Origin of the sequence: Cellulomonas jepli (assembly GCF_047229345.1) — a bacterium.
Lineage (GTDB): Bacteria > Actinomycetota > Actinomycetes > Actinomycetales > Cellulomonadaceae > Cellulomonas_A.
In genome coordinates this window covers 21,867-41,789 of the sequence record NZ_JBFTER010000027.1, presented here as the reverse complement: position 1 = coordinate 41,789, position 19,923 = coordinate 21,867, and the positions used below count along the sequence as shown (strand labels likewise).

The 19,923-nt window shown below is 68.4% G+C and carries 16 protein-coding genes and 1 pseudogene; 8 read left to right on the top strand and 9 right to left on the bottom strand.

What is annotated here, in order from left to right:
* Nucleotides 1-6 precede the first annotated feature (6 nt).
* Nucleotides 7-1,875: a D-alanyl-D-alanine carboxypeptidase family protein gene (locus tag AB6N24_RS08750; protein WP_412869012.1), complete on the top strand. Its 1,869-nt coding sequence runs from the start codon at nt 7-9 to the stop codon at nt 1,873-1,875.
* Nucleotides 1,876-2,368: 493 nt separating this feature from the next.
* Nucleotides 2,369-3,382 (top strand): substrate-binding domain-containing protein, encoded by a 1,014-nt coding sequence (locus AB6N24_RS08745; protein WP_412869011.1) that lies wholly within the window; start codon nt 2,369-2,371, stop codon nt 3,380-3,382.
* 52 nt (nt 3,383-3,434) lie between these two features.
* On the opposite strand, the gene AB6N24_RS08740 is transcribed toward AB6N24_RS08745, so the two are convergent.
* Together AB6N24_RS08740 and AB6N24_RS08735 are read right to left on the bottom strand one after the other, a co-directional pair.
* Nucleotides 3,435-3,842, bottom strand: coding sequence for a VOC family protein (locus AB6N24_RS08740; protein ID WP_412869010.1), 408 nt, complete (start codon nt 3,840-3,842; stop codon nt 3,435-3,437).
* 138 nt (nt 3,843-3,980) lie between these two features.
* The gene (locus AB6N24_RS08735; RefSeq protein ID WP_412869009.1) at nt 3,981-4,892 is read right to left on the bottom strand and encodes an aldose 1-epimerase family protein; all 912 of its coding nucleotides are present in this window, start codon (nt 4,890-4,892) and stop codon (nt 3,981-3,983) included.
* A 164-nt stretch (nt 4,893-5,056) separates the two neighbouring features.
* Here AB6N24_RS08735 and AB6N24_RS08730 point away from each other — a divergent pair.
* Nucleotides 5,057-5,449 (top strand): annotated as a pseudogene (locus tag AB6N24_RS08730) (CpaF family protein); the annotation flags it as partial.
* A gap of 288 nt (nt 5,450-5,737) precedes the next feature.
* Here the strand turns inward: AB6N24_RS08730 and AB6N24_RS08725 are convergent.
* The 4 genes from AB6N24_RS08725 to AB6N24_RS08710 all read right to left on the bottom strand — a co-directional run bounded on the left by AB6N24_RS08725 (nt 5,738) and on the right by AB6N24_RS08710 (nt 10,135).
* The gene (locus AB6N24_RS08725) at nt 5,738-6,532 is read right to left on the bottom strand and encodes a hypothetical protein (RefSeq protein WP_412869008.1); all 795 of its coding nucleotides are present in this window, start codon (nt 6,530-6,532) and stop codon (nt 5,738-5,740) included.
* A gap of 148 nt (nt 6,533-6,680) precedes the next feature.
* On the bottom strand, nt 6,681-7,844 hold the full coding sequence (locus AB6N24_RS08720; protein ID WP_412869007.1) for a hypothetical protein: 1,164 nt from the start codon (nt 7,842-7,844) through the stop codon (nt 6,681-6,683).
* Nucleotides 7,845-8,650: 806 nt separating this feature from the next.
* Nucleotides 8,651-9,196, bottom strand: a complete 546-nt coding sequence (locus AB6N24_RS08715) for a hypothetical protein (RefSeq protein WP_412869006.1) — start codon at nt 9,194-9,196, stop codon at nt 8,651-8,653.
* An 801-nt stretch (nt 9,197-9,997) separates the two neighbouring features.
* The gene (locus tag AB6N24_RS08710) at nt 9,998-10,135 is read right to left on the bottom strand and encodes a hypothetical protein (RefSeq protein WP_412869005.1); all 138 of its coding nucleotides are present in this window, start codon (nt 10,133-10,135) and stop codon (nt 9,998-10,000) included.
* A gap of 124 nt (nt 10,136-10,259) precedes the next feature.
* Between AB6N24_RS08710 and AB6N24_RS08705 the strand changes: the two genes are divergently transcribed.
* On the top strand, nt 10,260-10,649 hold the full coding sequence (locus tag AB6N24_RS08705; protein WP_412869004.1) for a hypothetical protein: 390 nt from the start codon (nt 10,260-10,262) through the stop codon (nt 10,647-10,649).
* 532 nt (nt 10,650-11,181) lie between these two features.
* Here the strand turns inward: AB6N24_RS08705 and AB6N24_RS08700 are convergent.
* A complete protein-coding gene (locus AB6N24_RS08700) occupies nt 11,182-11,751 on the bottom strand; it encodes a DUF4411 family protein (protein WP_412869003.1) in 570 nt (189 codons plus the stop codon).
* Between the two features lie 22 nt (nt 11,752-11,773).
* On the bottom strand, nt 11,774-12,925 hold the full coding sequence (locus AB6N24_RS08695; protein WP_412869002.1) for an ImmA/IrrE family metallo-endopeptidase: 1,152 nt from the start codon (nt 12,923-12,925) through the stop codon (nt 11,774-11,776).
* Nucleotides 12,926-13,244: 319 nt separating this feature from the next.
* Between AB6N24_RS08695 and AB6N24_RS08690 the strand changes: the two genes are divergently transcribed.
* The 3 genes from AB6N24_RS08690 (at nt 13,245) to AB6N24_RS08680 (ending at nt 15,708) form a co-directional block, all read left to right on the top strand.
* Entirely contained in the window at nt 13,245-13,883 is a 639-nt protein-coding gene (locus tag AB6N24_RS08690; RefSeq protein ID WP_412869001.1) for a hypothetical protein, read from the top strand.
* Nucleotides 13,884-13,983: 100 nt separating this feature from the next.
* Nucleotides 13,984-14,619 (top strand): hypothetical protein, encoded by a 636-nt coding sequence (locus AB6N24_RS08685; RefSeq protein WP_412869000.1) that lies wholly within the window; start codon nt 13,984-13,986, stop codon nt 14,617-14,619.
* Nucleotides 14,620-14,640: 21 nt separating this feature from the next.
* Complete coding sequence (locus tag AB6N24_RS08680) at nt 14,641-15,708, top strand: DUF4238 domain-containing protein (RefSeq protein WP_412868999.1); 1,068 nt, start codon at nt 14,641-14,643, stop codon at nt 15,706-15,708.
* Nucleotides 15,709-15,753: 45 nt separating this feature from the next.
* Here AB6N24_RS08680 and AB6N24_RS08675 read toward each other — a convergent pair whose 3' ends face one another.
* On the bottom strand, nt 15,754-16,884 hold the full coding sequence (locus AB6N24_RS08675) for a hypothetical protein (protein WP_412869021.1): 1,131 nt from the start codon (nt 16,882-16,884) through the stop codon (nt 15,754-15,756).
* On the opposite strand from AB6N24_RS08675, the gene AB6N24_RS08670 reads away from it, so the two are divergent.
* Nucleotides 16,790-19,720: a DEAD/DEAH box helicase gene (locus AB6N24_RS08670; RefSeq protein WP_412868998.1), complete on the top strand. Its 2,931-nt coding sequence runs from the start codon at nt 16,790-16,792 to the stop codon at nt 19,718-19,720. The genes AB6N24_RS08675 and AB6N24_RS08670 overlap by 95 nt on opposite strands.
* The last annotated feature ends 203 nt before the right edge of the window (nt 19,721-19,923 follow it).

The window sequence follows — 19,923 nt, the reverse complement described above, 5'->3', positions numbered from 1 at the left end:
GGTTCCGTGAGGTCCGACCCGCTCGAGTCCGCTCCCGCAGCCCCCGTCTCGCGTCGTCAGCTCCGCGAGGCCGAGAAGGCCCGGCAGGCCGCTCTCGACGCTGCGGCTGCAGCAGCCCCCGTGCCGACCCTCGCCCCGGAGCCCAGCCGGGTCCCGCGCGGCGCCGAGCCCACGGCGCGGGTGCGCGAGGGGGCGGCCACGGCAGCACCCGTCGCGACGCTCGCCGTCCCGCGCGGCACTACCCCTGACGAGACCCGCGTCCTGTCGCGCTCGACGTCTCCCGAGACGACGCGCGTCCTGCACCGCGGTCCCGGCGCCCCGGCGTCCGACGTGCGTGGCAGCACCGCCGGAACCGCCGGTGCTGCGCCGCAGGGACCGTCGCGCGTGGCGTCGCGGGCCAGGCTCCGGGACGCCGGTGCGGTCGACGAGACCCGCGTGGTCCCGCGGGACGGCGCCGCCACGGAGCCGCGGCCCCTGCGCTGGACGAACGTCGGCGGAGCATCCGCCGCGACCCGCGCCGGCGAGGCTGCGGCAGAGACGCGCACCGCGTCACGTGCCGGGACAGCGGGCGAGACGCGTACCGCCACGTGGTCCGCAGGTGCCGGCGAGACGCGCGCCGCCCGCCGCGCCGTGGCCGACGCGCCCACCGAGGTCAGCCGCCCGGGCGCCGCCGACGAGACCAGGATCGTCCGCCGTGGGAGCGCACCCGAGGCGCCCGTCGCCCCGCAGCGCGGCGGTGCGCTGCACGAGCCCCGCGTCGCCCCGCGCCCCCCGGCGGTCGAGGAGACGCGCGTCGTCCCGCGGGCCCGGGCGGTCGAGGAGACGCGCGTCGTCGCGCGCACCCCGGCGGTCGAGGAGAACCGCGTCGCCCCGCGCACCCCGGACATCGACTCGACCCACGTCATGACGGCGACGCCGGACGTCGACTCGACCCACGTCCTGGCGCCGGTTGCCGACGCCGACACGACGCACCTGATCCCCGCGACACCCGGCGCGGACACGACCCACGTGATCCCCGCCGCGACGGACGCGAATGCAGGGCACGCGGCCGACTCCCGCGCCGTCGCCTCCCGCCGCGCCGCGCGCGCGTCGTCCGGCTCGACGTCGCCGCGGGTCGCACGCTCGGCGAGCAGCGCCCCGCCGAAGGGCATCGCGCACGGCCCGCGGGGCGGCACCTGGGCCGCACGGACCGGCGTGGTCGCTGCGCTGCTCGGCGTCACGGTCGTCGTCCCCGTCGTCGAGAACGCGCTCCCGGGTGGCGGGGACTTCGGTGACCCCGCGGTCGTCGAGGCCCAGCTCCCCGACACCGTCGAGGCTCTCACCGCGTCGAGCGCGTCGGGGCTGCCGCCGGCGTCCCTCGTCTCGGCGGACGCGAGCCCGATGCGCTCGGACCTCACCGCGAGCCGCAGCGAGGAGCGCGAGCCGCTGCCGGGCTGCGACGGCGCGACCCGCGCAGCCGGCGCCAACGGCCTGCTCGCGACCGGGGACCTGTGCACGCTGTGGGAGGGCAAGACCCAGCTGCGCGCGGACGCCGCGGTGTCGCTCGCGGTCCTCAACCAGGCGTTCATCGCCCGCTTCGGCGTCGACATGTGCATCTCGAGCGGCTACCGGACGCTCGCGCAGCAGCGGTCCGTCAAGGCGCAGAAGGGCGGCCTCGCGGCGGCCCCCGGCAAGAGCAACCACGGCTGGGGCCTCGCCGTCGACCTGTGCTCCTCGGAGACCACGGGCGCCAAGTGGACGTGGCTCAACGAGAACGCCCCGTCCTTCGGCTGGGACAACCCCGCGTGGGCCCGCCCCGGCGGCAGCGGCCCGTACGAGCGCTGGCACTGGGAGTACACGAAGGGCGTCCAGGAGGACGGCGAGTTCTACGGCTGACGCCCGCCGTCGTCCGACGCGGTCGCGTCGCTCGAGCTGAGCCGCGTCGCCGCCCGCGCCCGTGAGCGCACCGGGCGCCGGATCGAGCCTCGCCGCAGACGCCGCGGGGCCGCGCGCCCTGCCGGGGTGAGCCGTCGAGCACGACGCGTCGCGCCTCACCTCGTGTGAGGAGCACCTGATCGTCGCGCGGCTCGAGCCGCACACGTCGCTGCGAGCCGCCGTGTCGGCGAGACGCGCCGGTGAGGCCGAGCACGACCTCACGACCGGGCGTCACGGCGCGGGCCAGTCGCGAGACCGAGCCGGCGGATCATCGCGCGGCCGACGGCGCTCGGGCGCGAACCCGTCCCTGGAGTCTCACGCTGTGGCCCGTTCGGCGAGTGAAACGGTTTTGTCCGCCTCTGTCCGTTTGTGAGCGCTCACACTCACCGGTGCCCGCGGGGACGCCGCCGGCGCACGACCGGCGTGGGACGCCGTGCGGTCTCGAGGAGGAGATGTGGCAGGCAGGGAGCGGGTCCGGTGCGCGCTCGGCGCCGTCGTGGCGGGGGCGGTCGTCCTCGCTCTCGCCGCCTGCGCCGGCGGTGACGGCGCGGACGACGAGACGCTCGGCGACGCCGGCGGGGACGGGCTGACGACGGTCGGGTTCGTCGCCGTCGGTCCGGAGGGCGGGTGGCGCAACGCCAACGAGCAGGCGGTCAAGGACGCCTTCACCGCGGGAGCGGGCTTCGAGCTCAGGTACGCGCCCGCCGCCAGCCCCAGCGACCAGGCGTCGCAGCTGGACGCGTTCGCCACGTTCGTCGACGACGGGGTGGACGTCATCCTGCTCACCGCCACGGAGGCGTCGGGCTGGGAGGCCTCGCTCGGGCGCGCCCGGGAGGCGGAGATCCCGGTCGTCCTGGTCGACCGCGGCGTCGACGCGAGCGAGGACCTCTATGCCGCCCGCGTCGCGCCCGACAACTTCAAGGTCGCGCTCGCCGTGGGGTTGTGGGCTGTCGAGACCTTCGCCGACGGCGGGAACTACTTCGTGCTCGAGGGGGTGCCCGGCCTGTCGGTCGTCCAGGAGCGCAACGACGGTTTCGACGCCATCGTGAGCACCGCTCCGGGCCTGACCAAGGTGGGTGCGCAGACGGCCAGCTGGAAGACCGACGAGGCGAGGTCCGTCATCGAGGCGGTCCTCCAGGCCCACGAGAACGACCTCCAGCTCATCTTCGCCCAGAACGACGAGATGGGGATCGGCGCGGTCCAGGCCGTCGCCGCCGCCGGCCTGGACCCGGGCACCGACGTGAAGATCGCCACGATCGACGGCACGACCGGCGCGCTCCAGGCTCTGGCTGCGGGCGACCTGAGCTTCGTCGCCCAGTACAACCCGTTCTTCGGCGACGTCGTGGTGGACGTCGTCGACCAGGTGCTCGCGGGCGAGCCCGTCCAGTCGAACATCACCGTGGAGAGCGACACCTTCGCCTCGCCCGAGCAGGGGCAGGCGGCACTCGACACCGGGCTCGGCTTTTGACGCCGGCCCGCCGGCGTCCGACGACCCGCGCGGGCGCAGCGGACGGGCGGTGTCACGCCGGCGTCGTCCCGTCGCTCACCACGAGCTCGACCTCGAAGCCGGCGAGGTCCGTGAGGTAGGCGGCGCGGTGCTGCGGGCCGCCCGCGAACGGGTGGTGGTCGGCGAACAGCAGCGTCCAGCCGTCCGCGAGCGAGGCCTCGGTGAGTGCGTCGACGTCCTCGGCGCTCCCCGCGTGGAACGCGAGGTGGTTCAGGCCGGCACGCGTGCGCTCGTGCGGCCCCGTGACGTCGGGGCCGGCGTCGAGGACGAGGTAGGTCTCGCCGAGCTCGTACCGCACGCCGGTCGGCCACCGCTGCGCCTCGGTGTACCCGAGCCGCAGCAGGAGGCGGCCGAGGCTCGCCTCCGCGGCCCCGAGGTCGGTGACCCACAGCTCGACGTGGTGGAGCGTGCCTCGTGTCATGCGCGCATCCTGCCGTCCGACGGGTCGAGAGGAGCGGCGTCCGGACATGCGACGCGTCGGGGGAGGCGGGGGCGGGGCGGGTCGGGGATCGTCCCGTCCCCGCGTCCCTGCCGTATCAGGTGCTGCGCGGCTCGGCGCTCAGAGCAGGCGCATGCCCCAGCGGACGGTGTGGCTCGCGCCCGGCTCGAGGCGCACGAGGCGCTCGCCGGTCCGGAAGGCGTCCGCGATGCAGCTCATGGGCTCGCACGCGACGCCGCGGCGCATGATCCCGGGGATGTCGTTGCCCGTGCAGACCTGCCACGTGTCCATCGTGTCGTCCATCCAGACCGCGGACGCGCGGCCGTCGGGCGAGGCGAGCTTGATCCAGGCGAGGCCGTCGTCGTCGCGGACGACGTCCACGAACGCGTCGTCGAGCGCGAAGCCGGCGAGCGGGCGGGGCGTGCGCATGTCGTCGTCGGCGCCGAGCGGCGCGGTGCCCGTGGGCAGGAGGCGGTCGTCGACGAGCACGCGCGTCGCGGCGTCCACCTGGATCGTGCAGTCGTCGACCGACGCCTCGCCGGGGGAGAGCCACGGGTGGAACCCGACGCCGTACGGCGCGGCCTGCTGCCCGAGGTTCGTCGCGGTGACCAGCACCTCGAGCCCCTCGTCGGTCAGTGCGTACGTCGCGCGCACGCGCACCGGGAACGGGTAACCGAGCGTCGGGACGATCTCGTGCTCGAGCGTCACGGACGTGTCCGAGACGGGGCTGCTGGGCGTGAACCGCGCGTGCGAGACGAGCCCGTGCAGCGCCGTCATGCGCCCCGGCTCGTTGACGGGGACCTGGTGCTCGACGCCGTCGAACGTGTACTGCCCGTCGGTCAGGCGGTTGGGCCACGGCGCGAGGACGGCACCCGAGTACGCGGGCGCGATCTGCTCCTTGTCGAACGGGAGCGCGACGTCGCGGCCACCCACCGAGTACTCGCGGATGCTGGCGCCCACCTCCGCGATCGTGGCGTGCTGGTCACCGCGCGCGAGGTGGTACTGACGTCCGGACGGGGCTGGGATGTTCACGTCACCACGCTAGCGGGCCGGGCGGGTGCGGGCGCTCCGCTGTCGCGGCGTCCGCGCCGGCGCACCCGAGCGTGCGATCCGGGGTGTGGACAACCGGCGACAGCGTGTCCGGATCCTCCCTATTGTCGAGGCGGCGCAGCGCGGCGACGGCAGGGGGTGGCGAGGTGGACGGGGTCGAGATCCTCGAGACCGAGGTGCGCGCGCTCATCCGCCGTCGTGGGCTGGACCCGCTGCGGGACCGGCGCGGCGTCCAGGCGCTCGTGGCCGACGTCCTCGCGGACTACGACGAGCGCAGCCTGCTCGGCTCGGTCCCGGTGCTCGCCGACCCGCCAGCGGCGCTCAAGGCGGTGCTCGACGCGGTCGCCGGCCTCGGCCCGCTGCAGCGCTACCTCGACGACCCGGAGGTCGAGGAGATCTGGATCAACTCCCCGGAGCAGGTGTTCGTGGCACGCCGCGGGGAGCCCGAGCTCACCACGACGATCCTGACCGAGGGGCAGGTCCGCGACCTCGTCGAGCAGATGCTCAAGACCTCGGGGCGACGCCTCGACCTGTCGAGTACGGGAGCCTGACACTAAAGGTGCCCCAGCGCGGCAGTGGCCCGTGTTCCAGCGCGACGAGGTCCTGGATCGAACACGAACGCCGCACGACGCCCCACAGACGGAGCTGGCGGCCCTCAAGGCATCACCCGGGACCAGGACCGGGGGACGGGTGGACGGGCCGCGCGGGTGCTTGAGTAGTAGAAGGGCCGGCACGCCTCCCCAACGCAGGGTGTGTCGCCACGCTGTACCCGCTACTTCGCCTGAGCATGAGAGCCGATGCGATGGAAGTTTGCCCGGCGGGTGGCGTCATGACGAAGAACTGCCGCCGGATGGTGCTGCAATCTTTTCGCACGGATCGGGGGTCGGTGCAGGGGGGCGCGCCCGCTCAGCGATGGCCCGCAGCACTGGCAGGGGAGTGGTCTTGCTTTGACAAACCGTTCGAGTCAGCACCGTGTCTGACTTCACGACGAGCAGTGCTCGCGTGTCTTCCTGCAGAAGTGTCGTCCACGTGTCATCAATCTGGAGCACGTAGCCCGCCATAGCCTTGCTAGCCGATGTGTCAACTGACTCCAGTGGCAGCCACATCCTGTCGCTTGCGGTGGCATTAAGGAGCGTCACGAGCATAACCGGCAGCAGTGACACGGCGATTTCATTCCCACGGTGCGACACGAACTCTTTAGGCGGCAATGCCTGGGCGTCGCTACTTTTCCTAGCCCTGCGCCGAAACAAAGTGTCCACCCAAACGAACGCAATAAAGGTAACGACGTTAAAAACAAAAGCCAGCCAGTCTTGTATGAACATCAATCCTAAAAAGAGTGCAGGAATCAGGCTCGGTAGATGAGTGAGCATCGGTCCTAGCGGGATCTTCGCTTCCAGAAATGCAGCCCGATATGCCCACGCGTTGGCCGCTCCAAGCACAAGCAATGACGGTAGGACAAGAATCCACACCGCGAAGGTTGTCACCACCCAGCCGCGAGTGGACAAGATGGTCCCAGCAACAGTCACGTCGTAGTTCGATACTGCGAGAAGTTTGATGGCTGCAAGTCCGAATGAGACACTGACTGCGGCTTGCACATAATGCGCCATTAGGAATTCAGACATGGACCGCCGCTGTGCGGGCTGACTCGGTGTGTTCATCGGGGTGGCCGCTCCATTTTTTCCCTCGCGCCGCCGCGTGGCGGTGATGACCCGAGCATGGCACCGGCCGAGCGTCGACCGGTGCCGGAACGCGCCGAGGCGCTGACCTGTGTCAGGGAAGCCCCCGCCATACGTTCGTTCTGTGCCAGGCAAAGTACGCCGAACTTTTCGCGGAGAAGGCCAGGCAGCCGCGCCCTTCGAGGCCGGCCAGGCGTTCGGCCACCGCCGGCTCGTCGGCGTACGAGACCCGTACATGCCCGCTCTCGTCGACACCCACGTAGCCGCTCTCATAGAGCGCGTCGCACCCGAAGACGCACGCCGGCATCCCGATGTTGCCGAGGTCTCTGCGCTCGTCGTCACTGCACACGGAGCGCTTCTTGATATGCGCCGCCCAGAGAAAGCGCACGGGGAACCGCTCACCGCACACGGCGCAGTTCGCGCTCGTGGCGCTCCCGAACAGCCTCTGGCGGAGCTTGCCCTGCTCTCCACGCGCCACACCGAGGACCGGCACGGAAAGGTCTCCCTGAAAAGTGAAGTCCCCTAAACTTCGCGTGGCTTCTGTTGCAGCGTCGACACCCGAAGAGAAATTGCCGACGAGCCGGAGCTCGGGAGGCGAGTCGCCCGAGATGCGAGCACCCGGCAGTGTCGAGAGCGCGGCCCCGATGAACGCGCTGCGGTAGCCGACGTCTTCGGGGTGGATCGTGATTGAGCCAGCTTCCACTAGGAGGTCAAGGGCCCGCTGCACATCTCGAACCGGCACTGGTTGCCCCTTCGGCGACCGGCCCGTGGCGACGATCGCACTGTCCCCCCGCACACCCAGGACGGTGTTCGTTGCCCCGGCCACAGTCCTGAGCGGGACGCCGATGAGCCGTCGAAGAAGGTCCCCTGCCGACTCGCGAGCCTCGGCAGGGACGAACGCGTCGGGGGCCAGCGGATGGTTCTCAACCGGGAATCGGTCACCGAACTGCCGCTGGAAGTCCTGCAAGAACGTGTCCGAAAGCGGCCAGAGGTACCCGACCTTGACTTCCCCGTCGACTTTGAAAGGCCCATCAGAAGGCTCACGGGTGCGCCAGCCCGGGGGCAGCTCGTTGCGATGGACGGGACGGATTGCGTCGCGGTAGTCGACCCGAACCAGACGACCGTCCTGCTCCCACATCTCGGACGGTAGAGCGTCTGGACGCCTGCTCGGCACGGCGGCCGTGGTTACGGTGCTGACGGCAAGCACGGTCTGCCCGGCGTAATGGAGCACCGCGTCGCCGACGGCAACATGATCCATGCTTTCCCAGTGCGGTTGCGTCCTACCGCTCGCAGTCCTCAGGGGAGCCCAAAGGATGCCCTGAGCGCGCTCGGGTTTGAACGACTGCCCCTGATTGACCCACCAGTAACGCGCCACTGAGCTTCACCCTCTTACGACCGATGTACGAACCGGCTCGGAACCTACTCGACGGCTCCGACACCCTGCGGCGACGCCGAGGGTGATCCTGCTCGTCGTCGTGAGCAGCGTTAGCACGCCCCCCGGTCAGTCAGGGTGGTGCCGGCCGGCACGCCGTGCGCTAACCACTGGGTTACGTCCCGGCACCCCGCCGCGCTCATCGCCCCGCACCCTGGGCACTTCCACGGGGTGTGACCCCGGGCAGGGCTGCACGTGCACGCGACCCCAGCCCTGCCGAGGCCGCGTGGGGCCGTCCTGCGCCCACACGTGACCGCGCGGACAGGCGTCTGGGCCGACAGGCACCCAACCGCCGCGCGCCGGCCGCCAGCGGGACCAGTCGACCGCGTGAGGTGCCATGCCCGGGGACGGTGGGCCGAGGGGCCGACACGCCGCAGGCCATGGATGAGACACGCCGGACCTGTCGAGTACACCTGACACTTTTGCGTCCGATGCGGCGGTCGGGGTCCACGTGCCAGAGTTGAGCCGTCAGGTCGCGCCCGGACCCGCGATCGTCGGATCCGCATCCCTGCGCGCTCAACGAGGGGAATCTCATGCGCGTCGAGGATCGACTTCCACAACTGCGACGCCCAGTGCTGAGCGACGCGGCGCGCGACTAGATCAGGCGTCAGCAAGCGCGCCGAGTGAGGCGGTCAGGCGTCTTGCAACTCGCGCTCAACCCGCTCGCTGTGGCGTAGGACCGCGGGCTCGAGCCCACGGCGCCCACGCTCTGGCCGGAGTCCAGCGGCGGTCGCCACGACGACCACTTCGCCGCCGCTCCGCCACGCGTGATCCATTCGAGGTCGCCGTCGAGAAGTCGCGCTGGCAGCTCGGTCGCGAGTCGCTCGCATCAGTTCACTGAAGAAGTCATGTTCGGAACCCCGAAGAGGAACCATGAACTCAGTGATGGCATCGTCGCGTTGCTCGTTGTCGCCAGCGCGAAGCGCCACGTACCCATGTCGGAACCGCATCTTGTGACGGATCGGCTCGAGCATCCCCACGCGGGTCGCGTCGCGCGCGAGGACAGCTTCTACCTCGTCGTCCGTGAGGAAGACGATGAGCTCGCGCCTGACACCTGTGTCGAGGTCGTAGTCAAAACACCAGACGAGCACGGCGCCACCAGGGCTCTCGATCAGCGCCTGTAGCGGCTGTGAGCCGATGTAGCGGAGGATGTGCACCTTGCCGAGCGGCTGATTCATCCATGAGTACGCTTGCTCGAAGGCGCGTCGGGTCGACCGAGGTCTCATCTACTCTCCTCCTTGCGCCTCTGTGCTACTACGTGCGGCAACTTCTGTCAGTGTTACATGCCCCTCTCTGGACCACCATCGTCGGCACTCGACCGGTTGAGTTGCCCCTGGTACGGGGCTACCGACGCTCGCATGTCCAGGGATGGCCTCGGTTGGTGAGGACCAGTACACGTACTCGGCCTCAGTCAGACGCTCCCCATGGAAGGAACGAACGGCGTCCTTCCGTTGTGCCGGTCGGGCCACAACCCACATCGCAGCCTCCTCGATGGTGAGCTGGCCTCGGATCGTCGACACGTCGTACTCCGGCGGTCGGCCCTCCCGGACGTCATCGAACTTGGGCGTGTCAGCGAAACGCCCCTTCAGTCCGAGCTGGGTCAGCCAGCAGTCGTTCGGCAGCGGTGCAATCTCCGGCCGATCGTCGGCATCGAGGCGGAGCGCCCAGGCGGCGCGCTCCCAAGTGCCCGCTCCTTCATCTGACGACGTCATCGTCGTCCCCCTCCCGCCGCGCGTCGCGGCGGACGCTCGACGGAGACGGTACACCGACGTGCCGGGGTGACCGGATCACTCAAGTGCGTGGCCGGCACGGGACTATCTCGATCTCGAGGTGAAGATCCGTGGCCAGGTCACCGGGAGGGCTGTCCAATGGCGAGAGGGCCCTGATACGAGGTCATGCTGACTTCGCAGGTCCCCTCGACCGTCCACCGGGGTCGCGTGCAGCGCCCGTCGTTGGGAACGCCGCCCGCGATGCGACGGTCACGGCCGTGCGATCAGTGCTCCGGCGGTGTAGTGCAGCACCGCCATCGCTACCCATGCCGTCAGCACGGCGGCAAGGAGCGCAAGTGCTACGCGAGCAACCAATCCCACCACACCGGCAACGATCGTCCGAAACATCCAACCCACCTCCTGGGGTGCAAGCCGACCCGGTGCCGGCTGCGCCGCGGGCACCGTCTCATCGGCCGCCCACGGGGAGCACCCAAACGGCCTAGCGGTCGTACCCGAGAGTCACCATGACCCCATGAGCACCGCGAGCGCCGACGTCGCCGCGGCGCGCGGCGTCGCGCAGCACTGGCGCTCCCCGCGCTGGCAGGGTCTCGCCAACGGCTACGACGTGCCGCCGCTGCGCGCCCAAACAGACGCCGACCTGCCCATTCTCGTCACTGTCCGGCTCGAGTGGGAGCATGACGGCGTCGAGCTCGTGGACACGGTCGCGCTGGGCTGGACCAGGACGCTGGTGCGGGTCGAGATGCGCGACAGCCGGTGGCGGTTGGGTGCGGCATGGGTCCATTGCGGTGACGTCTGGCGACAAGGTGTTGAGCCTGCGCCGTACGTTGCCGCGACCGAACAACGAGACGCCTCCGGATACCCGACGCCGACAGGCGACGATCGACCCGTGCGCAGGACGTGACGCTGCAGGGCTCGCACCTTCTGAGGCGCTCCGCGAGCGCGACACGCTCCGCGTCGCCGGGCCTGATAGGCGGGCGTTCGCACCAACGGGACCGCCGATCGGGAAGCGCCACGGCGTATCCGCGCCCGCCGTGCCGCGATCCAGACGGTGCTAGCATCAAAACCAGCCCCCGAGGAGCGAGGCGTCGGCGACGCGAGGGTAATCCGGACACCTCGGCACGATCGATAGCGTCACCACATGAGGTGGAGGAGCGAGGCCCAGAAGGCTCGGGATGAGTGGATCGCCAAGGGGCAGCCGCTCTGCTCGCACCCGCGTTATCGGCGCGAGATCCTCCTCGGTCAGGACTCAGGGGACTACGAGTGCTTCGACTGCGGGGAGACATGGTTGCGCTCGTCTCCGGTGCCCCCGCCTAGAGGTGGTGACGAGCCGTACATGCAGGATGGGGCATGACCGTCCCGGACCGGAGGCGGCCCGGCGCCGCTGCGACACTTCACGGTCGCTCGTGCGAACTCGGCACGCAGCTGCCCGAAGGTCAGAGGGGGTCGCCCGGTGACGTCTCGGCGAACGCATCGTCGTATTCGTCGGGCATCTCGTTCTCGACGTCGATCTCAGTCGCGGCCGTCCGCCACTCGATCTCGTCCCAGGCCCACTCGAAGAACTCCGCCGGCTTCATCCACTCGACGTCCATCAGGTCGCAGGCCGACGCGAGCGACGACTTCAGCGGCAGGCGATCGACATAGTCGCTGGTGGCGACGACGACGTCGACACCAGCATGCCGCTCTCGGATCGCGAGAGCCATGGCGAGCACGTACGGATCGGCGGCCTCGTCTTCGCTCAACACGTCGACGAGCTTTGGGGCGACGCCGAGGACCTGTGTAAGCAAGGCATCCCCGGGCTGGGGATGCCGCAGGTCTCCACGGTGCCCGGCGATCCATGCGCCCGGTGCGTCCGGGTACTTCACAGCCACCAGTTCGGACCGCACCTGTGCTGGGAACGCGATCACGCCGGCGCGCAGGAGCGTCGTCAGGCCCTCGAAGAACTCCCACTGGCGAGCAAGAGGGACCAACTTCTTGGCCTCGATGATCGCGCTTGAGTCGATCACGCAGACTCGGCTGAGCGCCGAGTCAGGATGCGCGGACACCAGGAACCTCGTCGGCAAGTTTACGGACGTCGTCCCAGTCCACTCGCAGCACAGACATCGCGTCCGTCTCCGGGATTGACGACAGGACCGTGGCGAGGGTGCGACCGCCGTACTCGCGGATCCGGCTCGTCGATCGGGACGGGCGGCGGAAGTTGGTGGTCTTGGCCGGCTCCTTCTTCTTCGGCGCGAACTGAGTGATGACGGCCCCGTACAGAGAACGCTCCGCGAGACCCAAGTCGATGAGCCGGAGAGCGGCTGCGCGAGCACTGACGCGGAAGGCTGACATCAGGGCCTTGACCTCCGCGATACCCGCTGGCGACGCGAAGCGACGCTCCCGTGCGACGCTGGCGACGGCGTCCCGCGGCATGAGAAGCGCCGCCGCGAACTCCTCGCACCACCGTTCGGCATCATCCATGCGTCTCGTTGCGCTCCCGTTGGTCGGAGGCTGATCGATGCACGCGGCGTCGCTCCTCAACACGAGATGCGCGAGCTCGTGACCTAGCGTGAAGATGCGCGCCGCTGGCGTGACGCTGCTGACGTTGACGGCGAGCATCGGGGCGACGGCGTCCCACGACGAGAAACCGCGAACCTCGTCCTCTCCGATCTCCAGCGAGAAGACCAGAACGTCGCGCTCTTCGAGTGCCGCCCTCCAGGCGGCCAGGGCAGCGCGGTCGTCGCCCCAGCCGGACTGGTCTTCATTGGAGACGCCGAGCCACGCACGGATCTGGGCGGCTGCGCGCTCGGGTGGGGCCGACTTGGACGCCATGGGCATGTCGATGGTGTGTCCACCGCGAGCCCAGGCCACGGCCTGTTGCACTCGACGCGCTCGCCGGTACGCGCGCAGCGTGCGGGTACCCACGTCTCGGGTGTCGCCCGGCGGGTGCCGGAACGCGGGCGGGGTCGTCGCTTGCTCCGGAGCGGCCGGAAGGAAGAACAGTGCGCGGGGACGACGCAGCACCCGCGCGAGGTCGGAGACCTGTCCGCGCGACGGCGAGCTGTTCCCCATCAGCCACGCGTCGAGCTCGTGTATGGAGACGTGGAGCGCGTCCGCGAGGGCCTCCCGGGTGCGGCCGTCCTCGGTGATTGCCCACCGGACGACGTCAGGCGTGACGGGGCTCTCAGTCTGCGCAACCACCGGCACCCCACCCCCGCCCAAGCCGATCCATGCTGCCGAGCCTACGGGCTGACGTCTGGCCACGTCAGAGGCTCGCGACGGTCGATCACGGGTCGCAGAGGAGCAGCCGCCGCAGTATGCACGCGGGCCGGTGGTCGACGTCGCACACGGGGTTGCTCCCGTTCACGCACGCCGGGTCGTCGCAGGGGAGCCAGTCGTCGATGAGATACGTCGCTGGGTGGGGGCGCGGTACCGAGGTCACGACGTACCTCGCGAATCAGCGCCATGGTGCACGCGTTGCGAGCCCCGCAGAACCCGGCACTCGGAGTACCTTCGCAGCATGGCAGTTCCAGACGAACCCGAGGCCGACGCAGAGGAATCGCAGCCGATTCGTCTGCTGCTGGAGATGCCCTCGACGTCGTACGACAACTTGATCGTGCGGTACCCCTACCAGCGGGACGACGACTACGCGTTGGCGTACCACGAGTCGGCGAACAGGCTGGCCTCGACGTTCCGCGGAAACCCAATCGACGACACGATCCTTCTACCGTTCCTGCTGCTCTACCGGCACGCGTATGAGCTTCGGCTCAAGCACGTGATCAAGTACCTCGCCCGCACCCGACGCCGGTACCGCGAACCTGACAACCCCAAGCTCGCAGCGAAAACGGTCGCGCGTCGCCTGCGCTTCGAACACGGCCACAAGCTCCAACCGCTTCTCGACGAGTTGCTGGAGCACTTCAACGCCCTGGAGTTGGAGGAGGAGTTCCCCGCCGAGGTGATCTCGACCATCGCGCTGCTGCACGAAGCAGACAGCACCGGCATGAGTTTTCGCTACGCACGCCAACTGCCCGACACCCAGGAGAACGCCGACTTCCCGGCCCTCGCGAAACTGCTCGACGAGCAACTCAACATGCTTGCGGTGACGGAGGACTACGTCGAAGGACTCTTCGAAGCGGTGCCCGACGACTACATGTACTGACCGCTCTCGCGACACCGGGCTCCGTCGGGGGCCGCTGCCTACCGTGATCGCCACCCGCGAGCGGGTTCGTCGCGAGGACAGCTCAGGGAGGAACACAGCGATGGCGCAGATCTCTTCGCAGGACGACGACCGCCGTCTATTGACGCATGTGCTCGCTGCGCTCGCGACGAACCAGCGCGAGCATCCGACGGAGTCGTTCGCAGCTGTTCGCGCCAGCAAGTCCGCCGATCGTTACGCCCGCGCGATCGAGGACCGGTGTTCGGCGGTTGGTGAACTGCACTCCGCGGCAGAGGACGCCGTAGCAGTCGGCGTTCGGGCCCAGGAGGGCGACGCGGTACCGGTGACGCGTGCGGTGGCTGCGCAGTGGGCCGCCGTGGCCAACGAACTCGGTGCAGCCCACCCGCTTGCGCTACAGGTCCGCTCCCGCGCCGAGAAGCTGGCCGTCGCAGATCCGGGCGATGTATGGCCCGCACTCGTCCGCGTCGCTACCGCTGACGCCTACCTCGCCAAGATCGCTTCGGAATGGGCGGATCGGGCAGAGAGCGACGCCGTGGATCGGTGGTGGGCAGAGAGCGGCGACCGAGGCGTCGAGTTGGCCGCCGACCGCGCCAAGGCGGTCGCCGAATTGCGCGGCCTCCCCAGCGGCCATGACGGTCTTGTCCTGCCGCATGCCGAGGATGTCGGTGCGGCGCTGGCCAACCTTCGGCTACACGAACCGACGCCGGCGGCCCAGTAGCGGACGCCCAGTTCAGCCGCGGTGTCGGAATCGTCGTCTACCGTCTGTGCCGTGAACGAGGGCGGATCGGCGGAGATCGCGAGGCGGCACCACACGGTGCCGCGGTTCTTCCTACGGGGATTCGCGGACGGTGAGCGCATCACCACTGTGCGTCTCCCGGGATCGCGACGCTTCACACAGTCGGTCAGGCACGCATCGGTCGTGACGGACTTCTACAGCGTGGAGGGGCACCCGGACGGCGAGGACGTCGTCGAGAAGGCGCTCGGCGAGATCGAAGGCGCCGCTGCCGAAGCCATCAGGCAGGCCGCCAGCGGGTCATGGCCGCTCGGGCAGGAGGACCGCACCTGGCTCGGGTTCTACCTCGCGGTGCAGATGGTGCGCACGCCCATCCAGCGTCGGACCGTCGAGTACCTCGCTCGCCAGATGCGCCGGATGGAGATCGCACTGAACGGTAAGCCGGCGCTGCGCGAGGCCCTGGAGAGCCACACGGCAAGCAAGCTCACGGACGTGGAGTTGAACGCTGTCTGGAAGCGGGCGACAAGCCCCGACGGCCCGCCGTTTCCGTGGGCGAAGGCGGCGCACATCGAGCAAATGTTCGAGGACGCGATCTCGCTCCTGCCGTACATCGTCGGGCGACCCTGGTGCCTAGTGACGTTCGATCGCCGCTCGCTGATCACCTCCGACTCCCCGGTGTGCCTCGTGCGAGACCCCGAGGCCCCGTCCTCGATGGGAGTCGGCTTCCTTAACGCTAAGGGCATCACGATCGCCCTGACCCGGAAGGTCGCCCTCGTGATGGGTGACCCAGAGCCCTTCATGGACAACAACGTCCCTGTCCAGAAGATCCGTTCGGGAGCCTGCGATTCGCAGCAGGTCGGCACGACAGCCATTGCACGCTCGCTCAACGAAGGCACCATCCGCAACTCAACCGAGTGGCTGTTCCATCACCCCGACGACGCGACGCTGATCCCGGAGAGGCTGCCCGAGCCGCGAGACGTCGCCATCAGGATGTCCAGCACGGGCCGGACTCTTGACGAAGAGCCGCCAGATTGGATGGAGGCGGTCGACGCCCTGGGGACCACGATCCGGTGACTGAATGAGCGTCAGTCGGGCCTGCTCGCGCGGTCGAATCAGTGCTCAGTGGGGCACGTGCAGGATCGATGCCAAGGGCTTTGACGCGATCTTAGGGCGCATGCACCATTCGTCGAGTGCGGTTGCGACGACGCCGAGCGCCGTGTCGGTGACTGCGACCACTCGAGCGACGGATTCGCCGCCGGTGTAGTGCTCGATCATCTGTGACAGGTAGAGCGTGTTGCCGTCGTGCGGGACGTCGCTCAACCCGAGGTGTAGCCAGCCGTTGCGCAGGCGCCGGTATCCGTCCGTGAGCATGTGAGCGCACTCGGGGGTGTCGAGCACGGCGTCGATGATCGTGCGGGCGGACGGCGGCAGTGCGGAGTCCGTACGCAAGCGGCGCAGCGAGACCAGGGCCTGGTACGCCACGACGTAGCGGTGCTTCAGCGCCGCGAAGACACACAGCGCACAGCACGTGCTGTGCGACAGGTGGTGAGCCGCGCGGGCCGAACCCTGGATCGTCAGCATCGCCAGGGCCATCGCGGTGTCGAACATGCCCTCGAAGACCGTGTCGCTGAGCTTGCCGGTGTTGACATCTCTCGCTGCGAAGCGACTTGCCTCGAACGGCACCGGTCCGGCATGCGTCAATTCGGCGTTGAGCTGGCGCATCAGTCTGCCGACCTCCTCGGTCAACTTCGCCAGCCGGGGACCCAGCGCAGTGGACGCGAGAGACTCGTCGGGGCTGGCGCCGATGGAGAAGAACCCACCGATCGAGGTCGTTATCGGGATGTCGTCGTAGAGCAGAACGCTTAGGTCGGTGCGCAGGAAGTCGAATGTTCGGCCGAAGGGGCGATCGGCCGGGAAGAACTGCTCACGGTTCCTAGCGCGCAGGCGGTCGAAGTAGTCGGCCAGATCCTCGATAGTGCGCTTCTTGTCGTCGAAGAACTTCCCCGCCATGCGGGCAGCGGTCGCCATGTCGACGTCCCACGCGGCGGCGCTCTGCTTGACCCCGATTGCTGCGGCGATGTGGGGCCGCGCCTCGTAGGAGGTCATCACAGCCCACTGGACGAACAGCCAGCCGCTCGTCGGGTCGTTCGGTCGTATGAGCGCACTGTGCAAGTACTGGAGGTCAGCGAGCGCGATGGCCAGTGCGAGGGCGGCCGGAGGATCCGGGGTCGGCGGGGCGGGTGTGCTCATGGCCCCGGACTATGCACCGAACCACCCACAGCAACGCTCAGTGAGGGTTGCTCAGCCGTGCCTTGGTGGCCCTTCCGCGGCAAGTGGGGCCGCACTACCTCCGTCACCACCTCGTAGCCGCGCCGAATCGCCGCAGCCCCTTGGTCGTTCAGCGCCAGCCCGTCGTTCTCGTACCCGCACGGTCGGTGCGTGGCTGCTGCTGTCCCGACGGGCTAGAGAGGTCTGGCGCCACGAATTTCACCCTGCCGGGCTGAAGATGGTCGCGCACTACTCACTCACGACGACGCCGATGCTCATACACTCCGAGCGTCCGGCAGTGAAGCCGCAGCGGGGGGGGATCATGGGTATTGACTTCTCGAGGTTCGAGCAAGCGGGACCGTCAGATGAGCAACCCCGTCATCCACGGGACGTGTTCGCGGCCCTTCCGCGTCGCCGCGGATACGAATACTTGCGCGGACCGCAGGACCAAATCCTCGATCAGTGGTCAGCACGGCGGGCCGAGCGTGACCTGGTCGTGAAGCTGAACACCGGCGGCGGCAAGACGGTGGTGGGTCTCCTCATTGCCCAATGTTCTTTGGAAGAAGGGCAAGGCCCGGTTGCGTACTTGGTGCCAGATCACTACCTCGCTGAACAAGTAAGGTCAGAAGCCGCCGCGCTGGGAATTAACGTCACGGCAGACGCGGACAGTTACGATTTCAAAGCCAAGCGCGCGATCCTGGTGGACGTATTTCAAAAGCTGGTGAACGGTCAGTCTGTCTTTGGGGTTGGCGGGTCCTCCCCGAAGGCGCCGCGGTTCGAGCTGGGCACCGTGGTCATCGACGATGCTCACACGTGCATCGCTAGGGCCGAAGAGGTCTTCCGATTGCAGATCCCTGCCGATAGCCCCGCTCACAAGCAGCTTCTTGACTTGTTCAGCGGAACTCTCGAGCAGCAGAGCCAAAATGGCATGCTTGATCTCGCCGCTGGCCGGCGGTCCGCGCTATTACAAGTGCCGTACTGGGTCTGGCAGGACCGCCAGCGTGAGGTCCTCGAGATCGTTCACCCGATCACCGACGCGGCGCCGTACTGCTTCTCGTGGCCACTGATTGTCGACGTTCTCCCGTGGTGCCGAGCCGTCTTCACCGCAGACGGTGTCGAGATTGCTCCCGACCACCTCCCGATCGATGTGGTCACCGGCTTTGCGAAGGCGAGGCGGCGCGTGTATCTCACAGCGACGCTGGCGGACGACGGTGTGTTGGTGAAAGATTTTGACGCCGACCCGGCGACGATTATCTCGCCGGTCGCCCCTGCGAACGCGGGCGACATCGGGGACCGTCTGATACTCATGCCTGAGGAGGTGGTACCAGATGCGACGGCGGATGAGGTCAGGGGGCTCGTCGCGGAGATCGCTCAGCAGCGCAACGTCGTCGTGATCGTTCCCAGCAAGAACCGCGCCGAGGTGTGGGAGAAGCTTGGGGCGGAAGTTCTAGACAAGGATTCGATCAAAGCGGGGATCGAGAGGCTACGGGCAAACCCGCGGATCGGTCTCGTGGTTTTAGTAAATCGCTACGACGGCGTGGACCTTCCGGACGACGCTTGTCACGTTCTTGTGGTCGATGGGCTGCCTGAGGCGCTAGGTGGGCTCGATCGACTCGACGAGGCGCAACTCACAGGGTCAATCGCGCTTCTACGTCGACAGATTCAGCGCATCGAACAGGGGATGGGCCGGGCGGTCCGGTCGAATGACGACCATTGTGTTGTATTGCTCCTCGGCTCGCGGCTGACGGAGCGCCTGCTGCGTGCTGGAGCGGAGGAAGCCCTGTCTCCCGCCACCCGGGCGCAAATGCAGTTGTCCCGCGAAGTCGCGGCGGCGATCCGAGGGAAAGGGTTGGAGGAGCTCCGGGCGGTGATCGACCAAGTTTTGGGGCGCGACACGGGCTGGCTGGCAGCGACTCGGTCGCGCCTGTCCACGTTGCGCTACACCACCTCGAGTGTCGACCAGGTAACGATCGCCCGACGAGCGGCTTTTGATGCCGCCGCCAGTGGCCGGCTCGACGAGGCGCCTGACAAGCTTCAGCCGGCGCTGACAGCGACCAATGCGGATAAGGTGTTGCGGGGGCAGCTCTTGCAGGAGTTGGCGATGTACGAGCACTCCGTAGATCCCATCGCAGCCCAGTCGACGCAGAGAGCCGCGAACGAGAACAACCGGGCGCTGTTGCGTCCGGCAACTGGTGTCTCTTATGCCAAGTTGGGAACACCTACTCATGAGCAGGGTGCTGCAGCATCTTCCTGGTTGCAGGGGCGCTACTCAAGTGGCGGAGAGCTCCGGCTGGGGTTCAATGCCCTCCTCAGCGACCTGAATTGGGGACCGCGTACCGAGCAGTTCGAAGCCGCGATGCAGGACCTCGCTTTCCACCTCGGTTTCGCTGGTCAGCGGCCGGAGCGGGAGATCGGTCGCGGCCCCGACAACCTATGGGCACTTAATGACGGATCTTTCCTCGTGATCGAAGACAAGAGCGGCGCAAAGGAGCACCCCGTCTATAAGGATGATGCTAAGCAGCTCTCGAACTCCATGGATTGGTTCAAGGAGCAGTATGCGTTGGCGACAGGAACGCCTGTCTTGGTTCACCCGTGGTCCACGTTTGACAGCAAAGCCGCCATGCCGCAGAGATGCCGCGTGATAACGTTGGAAACGCTCACTGCGACGAGGGACGCGCTAGCGAAATTGGCAACGGCGCTGGCGCAGGACGATGCTTTTCGCGATCCAGCGCGCACTGCTCAGTTGCTAGATCACTTCGGGTTCACCGCGCAGCATTTACTGAGTCGGCATTCTGTCGCCGGACGAAGCGGAAGATAGAGGCTTGATTGCGGGGGCGCGGGGAACGACCCGGGAGGGGGCTGTCGCGTGGGCAGCCCCGCGTGTCCATGCTGCGCGATCGAAATGTCTGTTGCTGTAGTCGGCAGTTCCAACGGCCACCTCCAGTACTCCGCGCATGGTCGCAGCTGGCTCGCAGATTGACCTCACCGCGTGAAGCGTCGAGGTGACTTGCTGCCGGCGCT